Source organism: Virgibacillus sp. JSM 102003 (assembly GCF_041949995.1).
Lineage (GTDB): Bacteria > Bacillota > Bacilli > Bacillales > Amphibacillaceae > Lentibacillus.
Genome location: NZ_JBHFQH010000007.1, coordinates 18618 through 31642, shown reverse-complemented (window position 1 = coordinate 31642; position 13025 = coordinate 18618). Strand labels below are relative to the sequence as shown.

The window sequence follows — 13025 nt, the reverse complement described above, 5'->3', positions numbered from 1 at the left end:
CTATACTTTTCTTCTTCTGTCTACTGCTTGTGGTGGTTCTTCCAGCCATGCGTGTTTAATGCTGAGATTTGCTCCGTCTTCACCGTACTCTAAGCTTTCTGTTAACACTCGCATGTAGTGGGATCCTAAGTCGCGCCTTTGAGCGGCAGCCAATGATTGGCCGTAATAACCGACGCCTGCTTGTGTAGTTCCAGAAACTTCAAACATCAATAATTTATCTGAAAAGGGTGAGGCTGTTGTTTCCTCGATATTAGAAGACCAAATCAATGATGCAGGCAAATCTTCTTCCATTAAAACAGAGTTCAAAACCTTTATGTGCTTCTCTGCAATATCTGCACCACGACGCATATATTCCCGTACTTCTTTTGCTTTGGCAACTTGGCTGAAACCGATTAGTAATGCGTGACCAACAGCATTACGTTGGATATTAAAGAACAATTGGTCAATTTCGATTGAGGTTAAAGGTCTGCGGTTTCCCAGCCAACCTGTTAAGAAATTTTGTCTTTCTACTGTATCCGCTGTTTTGGGTACTGGAATAAATGGTGATCTTGCATAGATACCTTTTGAGAGCATTAAATCGGTTGTTTCATTAAACAATTGCTCAGAAGTATCTATACCTTGTGTGAAGAAGTCCCGTATATCAGAACGAGTTGAATGCGTAAGTCCTACTGTATAGGAATTTAAGTTCATGGTGAGTTTGTTTTGTAAAAAAACTAAAAAGAAAGAATCTGCAAAAAGACGTGGTGCCGTTAAATCTACGTCTGCATCTGTAAAACCTTTAGGAATTGCATGTTCTTCATTTTGATAAATTTGTTTAATTTGTTCAATATTTTGTTCTGCGAATTGTTGTGTTTTTTCTACAATAGGGCGTATTTCATTGTCTTCCATAATAGCCAGTACATAGTTCATTTTGATAACCGTAGCAGAATTATCATTATAAGCAGACCATAAATTTGCAACTTCTGATGATGTTAAATTCGCTTGTGTTGTCATGATTATATTACCTCCAACAGATTCTAGATAATTGTATTATCTTACGGATATTATGTGGAAAAAGCTAATTTCTATACTAGGATGTATGAAGGGACAGGTTGATTGGTCAGATATAAATTAGTTGAGTATTAGTGAGACCTTAATGTATGGTGTGTCGTCAAATAGAAAGTGGGGTGGTTGCGTGATGGAAGATGAGGACTTGATCTCATTTAATGAGATTATGGAAACATACGGTGAGTCGATAAAAAGATTGATTTATACATATGTTCATGACTGGTCTGTGGCTGAGGATCTTACCCAAGATGTTTTTGTGATCGTTTATTTAAAATTAGAGACATTTGAACAGAGATCAAGTTTAAAAACATGGATCTGCAGTATTGCAATCAATAAATGCAAAGATTATATTAAATCCTGGAATTTTCGAAAAGTAAAATTATTTAATAGCCTACCAGAAAAGTATTTACTTACTATAGATAATAATCCTGAAAGCCAACTGATACAGCATGACGAGGATTTGTTAGTAGCAAAAACAATTCTTTCCCTTCCTATAAAATACCGCGAAATTATAATTTTATTTTATTACCAGGAGATGCAGATTGCTGATATTGGGGAAGTTCTTGGAGTGAAGGAATCCACTGTAAAAACAAGGTTGCAACGTGGAAGAGTGAAGCTGAAAAAACTGCTGGGAGGTGTGGACATTGAATAGGGGAGTAAAGAAAAGTCTGAACAAATATATGGGAGAAAAAAAGGTTTTTACCGAGGACGATAAAAGAGCGATTCAAATGAAAATTGCAGAGGGTAATAAGCCAAATAAAAATAAAATAACGTATAAAAGTATTGGGAATGGTTTTATTTTCGCATGCGCCTTATCCTTGTTATTTGTATTAATAAATCCTTTTTTTGAAAATACAGCTCAGGATCATGCGAATGAAGACGAGTATTTTACGTTTCAGCTGGGTGAAAAAGTATGGGATAGGGAGCATAGAACTCTTGTTTTTGGCAATCCAATTAAAACACCGCCATCGGTTGACATCACAAAGGTAGGTGAAGGGATGAAAGTGCTTACGGTTCCTGTTACATTTACATCGACTTTTCCTGGAATTTCAGATGTTAACCCGCTTGCTTTTGATTTGGTTTCCCCGACTGGTGAGGAAACGAACCCATACGACACTAAGATAATAAAGAATGATGGCTGGAAGTCTGGTACTTTTCAAGGCGGGGGAACGGTGACATTTGCCAACACCTATGTATTCCCCAAAAATGAAGATGGCTGGCACATCGAATTCGAGGACTGGAACTTTTTTGAGACGTTTGACAGATATTATATCGTAGAGTTTGATGAATAAAAGGCTTCTATAAAGTCGAGTAGAAAATTATAACTGGCCAAACTAAAAGAGGGAGAGAGTTTAAATTGGATAATCAATTAAATGAATTTACCACAATGCATGATGAATTTATTGTGAATTGGAATAAAGCAATGATTTCAGGTGACACATCGTCTTTAGAGAAAATGACTGAAGACTATTATGTCATTTTTTTCAATGGTGTAAACGAGAAACCTAATATTTTCAATAAGAAAGAAGCAGTAAGTGGAATGAAACAGTCTGTTAAGCAACTTTCAGGAGCTAAAAAGAAGTTCAAAAACAGAGTTATTCGTTTAAAGGATATCAATCATGCAGTTGTATTTTATGAACAATTAATAGAAAGAGAAGAGAAAGTATTGGCGAGGCTGTTTACTATTGAAAACTGGCAATTTACTAATGGAGAATGGCTGTTAAATAGGGAAACGGAAGAACCGATTTATTGATCTTCATTAGCGGGAATTTTAACCCTAGGCAAGGTGTCAGTTTTTGATAGTAAAATTGCAGCAAATTATTTTTGCCACGGGATCTTTATCTAGGTGCTCTAAAAAACAAAAGTTATTGGACAAACATAGGCAGTCGTTCCTTTGCTGAAGAGTAGTATTATTACATAAAGAATATATTTTTTTGCAAAAGGGGAACTAGTTTGCAAAACAAATTAAGGTGGAGGTATTGCTGGATTTTTTGGTTTATCTTCTTTTGCAGTGAGACTAATATTTATTTTCTTACCTGCTAATTTACTCATAAATATAATTCTGCTAACACGATGCCTGATAGCCCTCCGTCATTGTAGCGCTTAAAATTACTTGCACATTGAGGGCGAGGGTGCTTAACTGATTAAAATATGAGTTAGGTCTAAAAATATAAGGGGGATGTGATTATTTGTTTAGCTCAAAAAGGCTTCAGTTTCGAAAAATGGTGGAAAGTGACATTGAAAAGTATCATTCTTGGAGAAATGATATTGATGTAATGAAAACAACAAGCACATCATTAGATTTATATTCTCTTGATGAAACAAAAAATTTTGTAGAAAAGGTTATTCTTAATTCTACATCTTCTAAGAGTTATATCATTGAGGAGAAGGAAAGCGATACTGCAATTGGTGTAACGTCACTTATTAATATCGATACAAAAAATCGAAATGCGGAATGTATTATTGATATTGGGGAAAAGGAATTTTGGGGCAAGGTATATGGTACTGAAGCTCTGAAGATGTTACTTGATTATGCTTTTTTAGAATTAAATTTACATCGTGTTTCACTTAGGGTTTTCTCTCTTAACGAACGAGCTATACATATTTATGATAAACTTGGATTTGAGAAAGAAGGCGTAATGCGAGAGGGTTTATATAGAAATGGTAAATGGCACGACATCATCACCATGGGTGTTCTGAAAAGGGAATATATGAGTTAAAAATGAGTGATTGTTAAAAAAGTAATTACATCATTTTAAAAAAGGAGTTAACCAAATGTTATCCTGGTTAATAATAACTGGCTGTGTTGTATTATTCTCCATTTATTGTCTTCATATATATAATTTATCTAAGAACTATTCTATATTAATGGAAATGGTTATTGAAACTACTAAAACATTAACATATCAAGGTAATAGTGAATCTGAAATTCAGCGGATAAGTAACCTTATAGAAAAATTACATGAAAATGGAATTCAAGCGAAAAAAAAGAAATTCAAACAAACTGAAATTATGGACTCGGTTGGACATGGTGATAAGGTCTTCAGAGTATATGTACCCCATTCTAAATTGGAAGCCAAGAAAGTCTACAATCAAGTTTATGATTCTGGTATTTAGTAATTATTTAAGATACTGAATGGCATACTATAATTGTTTTTCTATTCTTTATTACACTACTGGGTGCCTAGTTGAAGAAACAATTGAAATAAAAGAAATCTCAGCTCATTTAATTGAACTGAGATTTTTTATTTGCAATAAGAAGCTTTCTTGTCTTACGGCAACAGTGCAACTAGAGCTTATTTATATTAGGGATTGGAGATGAGCCGTGTTTGCTATTTAACTATAATTTATTGTGTCATTACGAAATGCTGGGACCTTATTCCTGGTGTATCGTCAAATAATTAGAGAAGGATCAAAAAGGGGGATGTCAGTGGTTTCAAACAAAATGGAATGTAAAAGTGTAAACAAAGAATTTCAGGGTGATGGGATTAGTACATATGCTTTACAGGATATTAATATTCGATTTGAAGAAGGTGAATTGGTTGCCATAGTTGGACCATCTGGCTCTGGGAAGTCAACTTTGCTTAGTTTACTCGGTGCACTTGATTTGCCAACAGATGGGAAGATTCTCTATGGGGACAGTCCAATCAATAAGTTGAATCAGAAAAAATTAGCAGATTTTCGGTTTGAAAACATCGGTTTTATTTTTCAACAGTTCCACCTTCTGCCTATCTTAACAGCATTGGAAAACGTTATGTCTCCATTATTTTCCCGAAACGTATCGTATGACAAAAAAGAGCGAGCAGAAAGCTTATTAATCCAAGTGGGGCTGGAGGATAAATTTAATTCCTTACCTGCCCAACTTTCCGGTGGTGAGCAGCAACGTGTTGCGATTGCCCGTGCTTTAGTTCATGAACCTAACTGGCTGCTTGCAGATGAACCGACTGGAAACTTGGATACTGATACAGGAGAAATTATTTTTAACCGTTTAACTACACTAAATAAAGAGAAAGGATGCGGCGTTATTTATGTGACGCACGATCATGAATTGGCATCAAGAGCAGATCGAATTGTTGAAATGAAAAATGGGAAAATAATCAGCGATACCAGGAGCGAACTCTATGCTTAAATTTATATGGAATTCATGGTGGCGCAATAAGGAACGCTTTTTATTGCTGATTATCGGTGCACTTATAGTTAGTATTGGACTTAGTTATTTAGTGGGAATAACACAAGCTAGCAATGCAACAATCGTTGATGAATTACAAAAACGCTGGAAGTCGTCGTATCACATTGTCGTTCGCCCTCCTGATTCACGCAGCGTTACGGAGGACAGGAAGCTGTTAGAGCCTAATTATCTCAGTGGTTTGTCTGGTGGAATTACTCTCGATCAATATGAAAAAATCAAGTCCATGTCAGGTGTTGAAGTGGCGGCACCTATCGCAATGATGGGGTATATGCGAAACGCTATTCCACTTGACCGAGTTGAATATACTGAGCCAGGTATTTACCGGGTAACGATAGAAAATACTACTAATACCGGTGTGGAACAAATTACAGACGATTACACATATTATTTTACAAAAGGATGGGGAGGAATAAAAGAGCCAAGTGCTGGTGAATATGGTGTTACCTACTTTGATGGTATGTTTGAATACGGCACCGAGGTCCTGATTGCTGGCATCGACCCAGAGGCTGAGTCGGCACTTGTAGGAATAGATGAAGCAATCATTAAAGATGGTAATAGTCATTTCTTGTCAGACGAGGATAAAGTGGAAAAGGTTAATCTTGATACAAAGATTCCTGTCATCATAAGTAATGAGGAATTTGTGGAAGGAAAACGAACGACAACCGTTGAAAAACTAAATATTTCTTTTAAGGAAGATCCATCGTCTGCGATGAATAAAGTGAAAGAAAATGGTGGAGAAGACTACCTGGAAAAACAGCCAGGAAAACGGGTGGATCAGTTTATACACACTACGGAAGATACTCACCAGAAGATTGTCAATCAAATAAGTGGTGGAAGTTATGCATCAAAGGGCTTTAATTGGATGCCATTCAGACCGTCCTCTATTAAATACCGGGAAGTAAGAAGTCCTTTTCGAGATCGCTGGCCATTTGCCTATGAGGTAGAACCATATGTTGTCCCAGAGGAATCATTACTCGCTGTAGATCATGCGTACCGTCCAATTTCCATGTTCAGTGAAGACAGTTCAAAATGGCCAAGGCTACAATTAGACTTTAAGGGGGTATTTGATCCAAAAGAGTTAGATATCTCCAAAGATCCATTAACAGAACTGCCAATGGAAACCTATTTCCCTTCCAAAGCAAAGTGGGTACTGGACAAACATGAAAAGCCGGTTAACCCGCCACAGCAAATGAAACCACTTAATAACCCATATGGATTTTTGACTAAACCGCCTTTAATGCTGACAACAATAGAAGCTGCGGCAAAAGTATTAGGAGATGCACCAATTTCAGCAATTCGTCTCAAGGTGAATGGTGTAGAAGAATTAACAGAGGAAAGTGAACAGCTTCTTCAGGCAGTTGCTCAAGATATTGAAGATACAACCGGGCTGATTACCGATATTACCTTGGGATCATCTCCACAGCCTGCCTTGACCCACATACCTGGTGTAGGGGAAAAAGAAAACCTGGGCTGGGTAGAACAGCCATGGATTAAACTAGGTTCATCGGTTACTATTTTCAAAGAATCACAAATTGGAATGTCCGGTGTAATTGGAAGTGTAATTCTGGTAGCAGTTGTTTATGTCTTTTCCTCAAACATTATTATGATGTATGCAAGGAAAAAAGAGTTTGCTGTTTTACTTTCGGTCGGCTGGAGGCCCAATCAATTAACGAAACTTTTATTTATTGAAGCGGTGCTTATTGGACTGTGTGTATCGATGATTAGCTGGCTCATTCTTGGGTCTATCTATGTGATGGGTGACATCCAGACATCTGTTCTGCGATTGATTCTGATCGGGGTTTTTGGAATTACTATTTATGTGTTAGGTACGTTTATTCCAGGTTTATTGGTGCGTAATATCTCTCCGTATGAAACGATGAAAACTGGGGAAGTGACTGATAAAGGCAGCCGTTTATTTAAGACGACATCAATATTCCGTATGAGCATAAAAAACATACTGTCGAAGTGGAGACGCAGTATATTATCGATTATCTCGATTGCGCTGCCGACAAGTTTTCTGATTTTCTTTTTATTTATTACCCTTAAGCTTCGGGGGACGATGTTTACTACATGGCTCGGAGAATATGTTGCCATGGAAGTGGGCACCATGCATTATGTTGCAATGGGCGTTGCGATTGCAATTGCGGTTCTTACCACGGCGGAGGTTATTTGGCAAAATGTAGCGGAGAGGCAACCGGAACTTGCGGTATTAAAAGCGGTCGGATGGCAAAACCATACGATTCGAATGCTTGTGTTAATCGAAGGCGGGTTAAGTGGATTACTCGCCGGGGTGATTGGATTAGGTATTGCGCTAGGTATGATTTGGGGTATGTATGGGCAATTTCCGGTTGAACAAATTCCATTTTTCCTTGTGACTATTCTGATCCCAATTGTCACGGGAGTAGCAGGCGCGATCCTGCCAGCTCGAAAAGCCGGAAAAACCCAGCCATATCAAGGACTAAATGGCGGGTTATTCAATTCTAAAAAAACCGAAAAAAGCTTCAAATATGCATTTGGTGTGACTGGAATCTGCTTGTTTTTGGGTATTGTAATAGTACTTACACAGGCGATTCCAGATGTAAAGGAATCGGCTGCTTCTAAAGGGGATGGGGTAGATTCAACAGCGGTAGAAGGAACCACAGGAGACGTGCAGGAGAGTTTCACGCAAATAGAAAAGGAACCACCTCAAGAGGAAGAAGTGGGAAAGGATGGACCTGAAGGAGATTTTATTCAAGATAAAATAGATAATGCTCATGATGTATTCAGTTTGGGCAAAACGTATGATTCAGGTTTAGAGTCTGTTACGTTTAGTATAGCATCTGACAACCCCAAAGATATTCAGCCTGAAAGTGATGATACCGAACTAATTACTGTATTATCTGAGAGGATCCGTAGAGGTGAATCAGGAGGAACCCAATACCAGCCCCATCTTGGTTACCATCTATTCGATGAACAAGGTAACGAGTATGAAGCGGTTGATTATGATGTAGTAGAGGCGGTAAACTGGAACAAAATATCCTTAGATGTTCCGGGAAAACTAAAAATATTATTAACCTATGAAGTTCCAAAAGACGCTGAAAGACTAATTTTGCATGGATATCATTCCTGGATGCCAAGGTCAGGGGAACTTGTTGTTGAAATTAAATAGAACATTTAAAATAACATGTTAAAACATAAAACTCTGAGTCCGTTCTGGGATTCAGAGTTTTGTTTTTCGAATTTATTAATTTAGCTGGCTTTGATAATATGAAAGCAGGAAACTAGTTAAGGAGTTGTAAAAGTGGACACATTAACAATTAAAGAACTTATATCGCGCAATGAGATTCTTCAAGCATTTCCAGTTATGAATCAGCTGCGTACTCACTTGGATGAAAAAAAATATCTTGATTTAGTTACTGAGGCCCAAGAAAAAGATATGTACAGACTATTTGCTTTATATGACCAGGAGAAGATTGTTGCAGTAACCGGATTTAAACCAATGATCACGCTCTATTACGGCCGTTTTGTTTGGGTTTGTGATTTAGTTACCAGCGAAAACAATCGTTCAAACGGATATGGTGAAAAACTGCTTTCATATGTACATAAATGGTCAAAGGACAACGGCTATGAAAGTGTCGCATTATCATCCGGGTTGAAACGGGAGGACGCACACCGCTTTTATGAAGAGAAAATGGACTATGATAAAGTAAGTTATGTGTTTAAGAGGACTGTAGATTAATTATATCCATTTTTGAAGGGAGAACACAATGGGAGCATGGTTAAAAGAATTCATTAATACTTCGCGTGGCAGTTTTGAAGTTTTTACAAAGGGTAGTGGTGAACCACTATGTGTTACACATCACTATTCTGAATTTAACGAGACAGGTGATTATTTTGCAGAGTCATTCACCCATAGTCATAAGGTTTATTTGATTAACCTGAGGGAAGCTGGAAACTCAGTGAAAGCATCAGCGCCTTATCAGCTTAGTTTGCTTGAAACGATTATGGATTTAGAGGCTATTCGAACATCATTACAATATAAGATGTGGAGTTATGCAGGTCATTCAATAGGGGGAGTGCTTGGGGTTTTGTATGGAATCTATTTTTCCAGTAGTTTAAAAGCTAGCGTAATTGTGGGTGCAGCTGCAAGGGATTATGCCACATTTTCGTCAAATTGTATATATAATCCAGAGCATCCTAAGTTTGATGAAATGCAAGAGCTTATCGAAATTTTAAAACGTGATGATCTATCCCCAATGAGGAGAAGCGAGCTTTCAGCTGAAAGAACTAAATTATCCTTAAAGCAAGCTGATACTTATAATGATTTGTTTAGTAAGGATATACATAAGGGATTATCATCTGATCGGTTAAATTACTTTAATCGAGAGCTTCAGATTTTTGATGTTACCAGAAAACTTGAAATGAGTAATGTAAGGACTTTGATTATTTGTGGGGAACATGATGTTCAATGCCCATTGGAATATTCGATAGAGATGAATGAATTAATCCCAAACTCAGAGCTGATTATTTTTCATAACAGTAACCATTATCCATTCTTGGAAGAGGAAGAATTATTTAAATCGGAATCAGGTAAATTCTTCGAGAAGGGATATGCTACCTTTAAATAAAAACCCTTAGGTTATAGAGTGTGATTTTAAATCCAGGCCGGGACAAGGTTCCTGTCCCCTTTGTCCCGTTAAAGAGGTGAGGAAAGTTTCTTTTATGCGTATGGTTCGAAAGGTTAAGCAGTTTTTTGTGGATATACCAATTGAGGAAGGTGCGGTTATAAACGATCGTTATCGCGTTTTGCATGTAATAGGCGCCGGGAGCTATGGTATTGTTTATCTTGTGAAAGATTTAGAATTGGAGCTAAATAAGGTGGTAAAGCAGCTCCGGCCAAGTAAACGCCGGAATAGCAAGGAGGTTAATTTATTTAATGATGAATTGGCTGTACTTAGCAAACTGGACCATAATAGGATGCCACGGTTATATGAGGTATTTACAACTGGCGGAAATTATTTTTATACGATGAGTTTTATTACAGGAGACAATTTGGAAGACTTGATTTTTGCACGTCATAAAATCTTTCAGGAGAAAGAAGCTTTGCTTTTTATAGAGAAACTCCTAGTATTGGTAGATTATCTCCATAGTCGTAGCATCTTCCATCTGGATTTGCGAATTCCAAATATGATATTAAAGGATGAGGAGCTTTTTCTGATTGATTTTGGCTTGGCCAGACAAGAAAACACGAATACTCTACCCGATTCTCATCACCTCCTTAAGTTAAAACAACAGGATTACTATGATGTTGGTGATGTACTTCTATATTTACTTTATACATCGTACAGTTCCAAAAAAAAGAAAGCTCTTCCGTGGACAGAAGAACTTTCATTGCGAAAAGAAACCGTGCATTTACTGAAAAGGTTATTACGTATTAATGAACCATATTCTGATATAAGTGACATTTCGGTGGATTTGCGTACTGCCCTTGAAGCGAATGAAAACGAAATGGACTAGAGTGGATTAACTGCTGCTTCGTCCTTTTCGTTTGTACCGATTGCTTCCACTCATTGGATTATGCTTATATCGTTTGTTACTGCTGCTGCCACGGTTATAGTGGCCATGTCTTCGTTTACTGCTACCGTCGGACAAATGTTTGATTTGCTTCATAATCTTTTTAAACATTATCGTATACCTCCTTTCGACTCCTTAAAGTTGTTCCCTTTAGTTTAACATACCAAAACCTCTTCCTTGTGGGACAGAGGGGTCAGGTTCATCGTCCCAGCTTGGTTAATATTCCTGTCCCTGTTTACTTTTTTTTGGCCAGGAAAAGCTGCCGCCAAATACGTCGCGAACGTCATGGATAACTACAAAAGCTCGATCATCGACAGAATTTATGATGCGCTTGAGTCTCATCAATTGAAATTTATTGATAATGATATACGTCATATCTTTATCTTCTTTTAAATATCCGCCATATCCCTTAAATACGGTTGCACTTGTTTTCATTTCCTTAATTACTTCGTCTGCTAAAACCGATGCCTGGGTAGAGATCACGCTAACTGCCTTTCTTGTGTCTAAACCTTCCATTATAAGATCTGTTGATTTCTTTCCAACAAATAAAGAAACGATGGTGTACATGGTATTCAGCGGGCCGATTACCAGTAGGCCGGATAATACAATACATGAATCAAGTGCGAAGTTTGTCCTAGTTAAATCCCATCCTAAATTATAATGAAACATTCGGGCGATAATACTTGATCCACCCATGGAGCTGCCTGTACGAAAGATTAATCCGGCACCGATTCCAATAATAAATCCAGCGAAAATTGCCGATACGAGTGGGTCGCCTAATGGTTCAGCTTTTCCCTCAGATATAAAAATAAAGAAGGAAATAAGCGGTGATGTTAAGACTGATAGAAAAACCGTCCGTCTAGGTAATACACGGTATCCAACCAGCAAAATCACAGAAGTCAAAACAAAGTTCACAATTCCAGGGGACCAGTCGAATGCGTAGTGTAAAATAATCGATGCACCAGGAATACCACCTTCTGCTAATTGGTTTGGTATCACTAACATTGTTAGCGCCAATGCATAGACCATTGAACCAATAATAATAAGTAAAATGTCTCTAATGAGTTTTGGCATGCTTTTTCTCCTTAATTTAAGGGCTGCAATTCATTTTCGTCGCTATGCATTAATGTTCCCACAAACACAGAACATAAAACGGCTAAATTTCTGACTATAGGGAAGTCGCATTCTACTGGGACAAGGAACCTGTCCCTTATGTCCCTGAATATAAAGCCTTTATTGTTGCCAAACTACGTGTGTGGAGGTGTATTATATGGGTAAGCGAAGGAAAAATGATAGTGGCGTAAGCGATGAGCAAGCTGTAAGAAGAAACTTGTCGAGGGATTTTGATCATGAATTTGCCAATGAGCCGCTAACAGAAGCTGAACGACAAAATAATAAGAAGACGAAAAAACGGCAATAAAAGTTTTCGGGAATGTACTAATTCTACATTCCCCATTTCTTTAAAAGGGGATTATGGTATGAATGTCCGAATTGAATTATCCTATACAACACCCAAGGGAACGGAAACAACATTCAGCTCAGAGGAGATGCGTGCGAAAAAGGCACTTTTAATTGCAGAAGACTTGGAAAGAACTGGACGAATGAAAAACCTTAAGTTTATTGACCATCATGAAAATAGATGGAATTTGAAGGAACTAAGGAAACAGATGGAGGAAATCAAAACGGAGCCTCATCATGTGACGGTTTATTTTGATGGTGGATTTGATCTGGAAACAAACAAATCAGGCCTGGGTTGTGCGATTTATTATGAGCAAAATAACAAGTTATATCGTCTCCGCAAGAATGCTCTTGTTGAGGAGCTTGAAACGAACAATGAAGCTGAATATGCTGCATTACACCTTGGTATACAGGAGTTGGAGCTTTTAGGTGTCCATCATTTACCTGTTACATTCATTGGAGACTCCCAGGTTATCATTAACCAGTTGAAAGAGGATTGGCCATGTTACGAAGAGGAACTAGCCAAGTGGGCTGACCGAATCGAAAGTCATGTCAGCAATCTCGGTATCGACGCCGAATACAAACTAATTTCCAGAAAAGGCAATAAAGAAGCAGATCAGTTAGCATCTCAGGCGTTAAAGGAAATTGAAATAACGAGTACGAGTGAAGTGAAGGCTTAGTTATATCTCAATGTGTTGTTTTTCTCCCTGACAAGTAATACATATGAACTTTGCAGATAATTATCAAATTGATTCAAAAAGTTCTATAATAACAGTAG

At 37.6% G+C, this 13025-nt stretch carries 15 protein-coding genes; 12 read left to right on the top strand and 3 right to left on the bottom strand.

Features of this window, described 5'->3' with window-relative positions; translation table 11 throughout:
- The gene (locus tag ACE1TG_RS09385; protein ID WP_375052113.1) at window positions 1-993 is read right to left on the bottom strand and encodes a DUF3231 family protein; all 993 of its coding nucleotides are present in this window, start codon (window positions 991-993) and stop codon (window positions 1-3) included.
- Between the two features lie 184 nt (window positions 994-1177).
- On the opposite strand from ACE1TG_RS09385, the gene ACE1TG_RS09380 reads away from it, so the two are divergent.
- The 10 genes from ACE1TG_RS09380 to ACE1TG_RS09335 all read left to right on the top strand — a co-directional run bounded on the left by ACE1TG_RS09380 (window position 1178) and on the right by ACE1TG_RS09335 (window position 10732).
- A complete protein-coding gene (locus tag ACE1TG_RS09380) occupies window positions 1178-1699 on the top strand; it encodes a sigma-70 family RNA polymerase sigma factor (protein ID WP_375052112.1) in 522 nt (173 codons plus the stop codon).
- The gene (locus tag ACE1TG_RS09375; RefSeq protein WP_375052111.1) at window positions 1692-2339 is read left to right on the top strand and encodes a hypothetical protein; all 648 of its coding nucleotides are present in this window, start codon (window positions 1692-1694) and stop codon (window positions 2337-2339) included. The genes ACE1TG_RS09380 and ACE1TG_RS09375 overlap by 8 nt, the downstream gene beginning before the upstream one ends.
- A gap of 65 nt (window positions 2340-2404) precedes the next feature.
- Complete coding sequence (locus ACE1TG_RS09370; protein ID WP_375052110.1) at window positions 2405-2800, top strand: hypothetical protein; 396 nt, start codon at window positions 2405-2407, stop codon at window positions 2798-2800.
- Window positions 2801-3236: 436 nt separating this feature from the next.
- Window positions 3237-3767, top strand: coding sequence for a GNAT family N-acetyltransferase (locus ACE1TG_RS09365; RefSeq protein WP_375052109.1), 531 nt, complete (start codon window positions 3237-3239; stop codon window positions 3765-3767).
- Between the two features lie 55 nt (window positions 3768-3822).
- Complete coding sequence (locus ACE1TG_RS09360) at window positions 3823-4164, top strand: hypothetical protein (RefSeq protein WP_375052108.1); 342 nt, start codon at window positions 3823-3825, stop codon at window positions 4162-4164.
- A 328-nt stretch (window positions 4165-4492) separates the two neighbouring features.
- Entirely contained in the window at window positions 4493-5176 is a 684-nt protein-coding gene (locus ACE1TG_RS09355; RefSeq protein WP_375052288.1) for an ABC transporter ATP-binding protein, read from the top strand.
- Entirely contained in the window at window positions 5169-8384 is a 3216-nt protein-coding gene (locus ACE1TG_RS09350) for an ABC transporter permease (protein WP_375052107.1), read from the top strand. The genes ACE1TG_RS09355 and ACE1TG_RS09350 overlap by 8 nt, the downstream gene beginning before the upstream one ends.
- A gap of 132 nt (window positions 8385-8516) precedes the next feature.
- A complete protein-coding gene (locus tag ACE1TG_RS09345; protein WP_375052106.1) occupies window positions 8517-8954 on the top strand; it encodes a GNAT family N-acetyltransferase in 438 nt (145 codons plus the stop codon).
- A 28-nt stretch (window positions 8955-8982) separates the two neighbouring features.
- Window positions 8983-9843 carry an alpha/beta fold hydrolase gene (locus tag ACE1TG_RS09340; RefSeq protein ID WP_375052105.1) on the top strand — a complete coding sequence of 287 codons (861 nt, stop codon included), beginning with the start codon at window positions 8983-8985 and terminating at the stop codon, window positions 9841-9843.
- 94 nt (window positions 9844-9937) lie between these two features.
- Window positions 9938-10732, top strand: a complete 795-nt coding sequence (locus ACE1TG_RS09335; RefSeq protein WP_375052104.1) for a serine/threonine protein kinase — start codon at window positions 9938-9940, stop codon at window positions 10730-10732.
- A 6-nt stretch (window positions 10733-10738) separates the two neighbouring features.
- On the opposite strand, the gene ACE1TG_RS09330 is transcribed toward ACE1TG_RS09335, so the two are convergent.
- Window positions 10739-10900 carry a hypothetical protein gene (locus ACE1TG_RS09330; RefSeq protein WP_375052103.1) on the bottom strand — a complete coding sequence of 54 codons (162 nt, stop codon included), beginning with the start codon at window positions 10898-10900 and terminating at the stop codon, window positions 10739-10741.
- Between the two features lie 105 nt (window positions 10901-11005).
- A complete protein-coding gene (locus ACE1TG_RS09325; RefSeq protein WP_375052102.1) occupies window positions 11006-11863 on the bottom strand; it encodes a YitT family protein in 858 nt (285 codons plus the stop codon).
- Between the two features lie 196 nt (window positions 11864-12059).
- Between ACE1TG_RS09325 and sspO the strand changes: the two genes are divergently transcribed.
- Both sspO and ACE1TG_RS09315 read left to right on the top strand, forming a co-directional pair.
- A complete protein-coding gene (sspO, locus tag ACE1TG_RS09320) occupies window positions 12060-12209 on the top strand; it encodes a small acid-soluble spore protein O (protein ID WP_375052101.1) in 150 nt (49 codons plus the stop codon).
- Window positions 12210-12267: 58 nt separating this feature from the next.
- Window positions 12268-12927 (top strand): reverse transcriptase-like protein, encoded by a 660-nt coding sequence (locus ACE1TG_RS09315; protein ID WP_375052100.1) that lies wholly within the window; start codon window positions 12268-12270, stop codon window positions 12925-12927.
- Window positions 12928-13025: the final 98 nt, after the last annotated feature.

Excerpts from the sequence above, each read along its gene's own strand:
- ACE1TG_RS09385 (WP_375052113.1), bottom strand. The coding sequence starts at position 993 with ATGACAACACAAGCGAATTTAACATCATCAGAAGTTGCAAATTTATGG.
- ACE1TG_RS09380 (WP_375052112.1), top strand. The coding sequence starts at position 1,178 with ATGGAAGATGAGGACTTGATCTCATTTAATGAGATTATGGAAACATAC.
- ACE1TG_RS09360 (WP_375052108.1), top strand. The coding sequence starts at position 3,823 with ATGTTATCCTGGTTAATAATAACTGGCTGTGTTGTATTATTCTCCATT.
- ACE1TG_RS09355 (WP_375052288.1), top strand. The coding sequence starts at position 4,493 with ATGGAATGTAAAAGTGTAAACAAAGAATTTCAGGGTGATGGGATTAGT.
- ACE1TG_RS09350 (WP_375052107.1), top strand. The coding sequence starts at position 5,169 with ATGCTTAAATTTATATGGAATTCATGGTGGCGCAATAAGGAACGCTTT.
- ACE1TG_RS09340 (WP_375052105.1), top strand. The coding sequence starts at position 8,983 with ATGGGAGCATGGTTAAAAGAATTCATTAATACTTCGCGTGGCAGTTTT.
- ACE1TG_RS09335 (WP_375052104.1), top strand. The coding sequence starts at position 9,938 with ATGCGTATGGTTCGAAAGGTTAAGCAGTTTTTTGTGGATATACCAATT.
- ACE1TG_RS09330 (WP_375052103.1), bottom strand. The coding sequence starts at position 10,900 with ATGTTTAAAAAGATTATGAAGCAAATCAAACATTTGTCCGACGGTAGC.
- ACE1TG_RS09325 (WP_375052102.1), bottom strand. The coding sequence starts at position 11,863 with ATGCCAAAACTCATTAGAGACATTTTACTTATTATTATTGGTTCAATG.
- sspO (WP_375052101.1), top strand. The coding sequence starts at position 12,060 with ATGGGTAAGCGAAGGAAAAATGATAGTGGCGTAAGCGATGAGCAAGCT.
- ACE1TG_RS09315 (WP_375052100.1), top strand. The coding sequence starts at position 12,268 with ATGAATGTCCGAATTGAATTATCCTATACAACACCCAAGGGAACGGAA.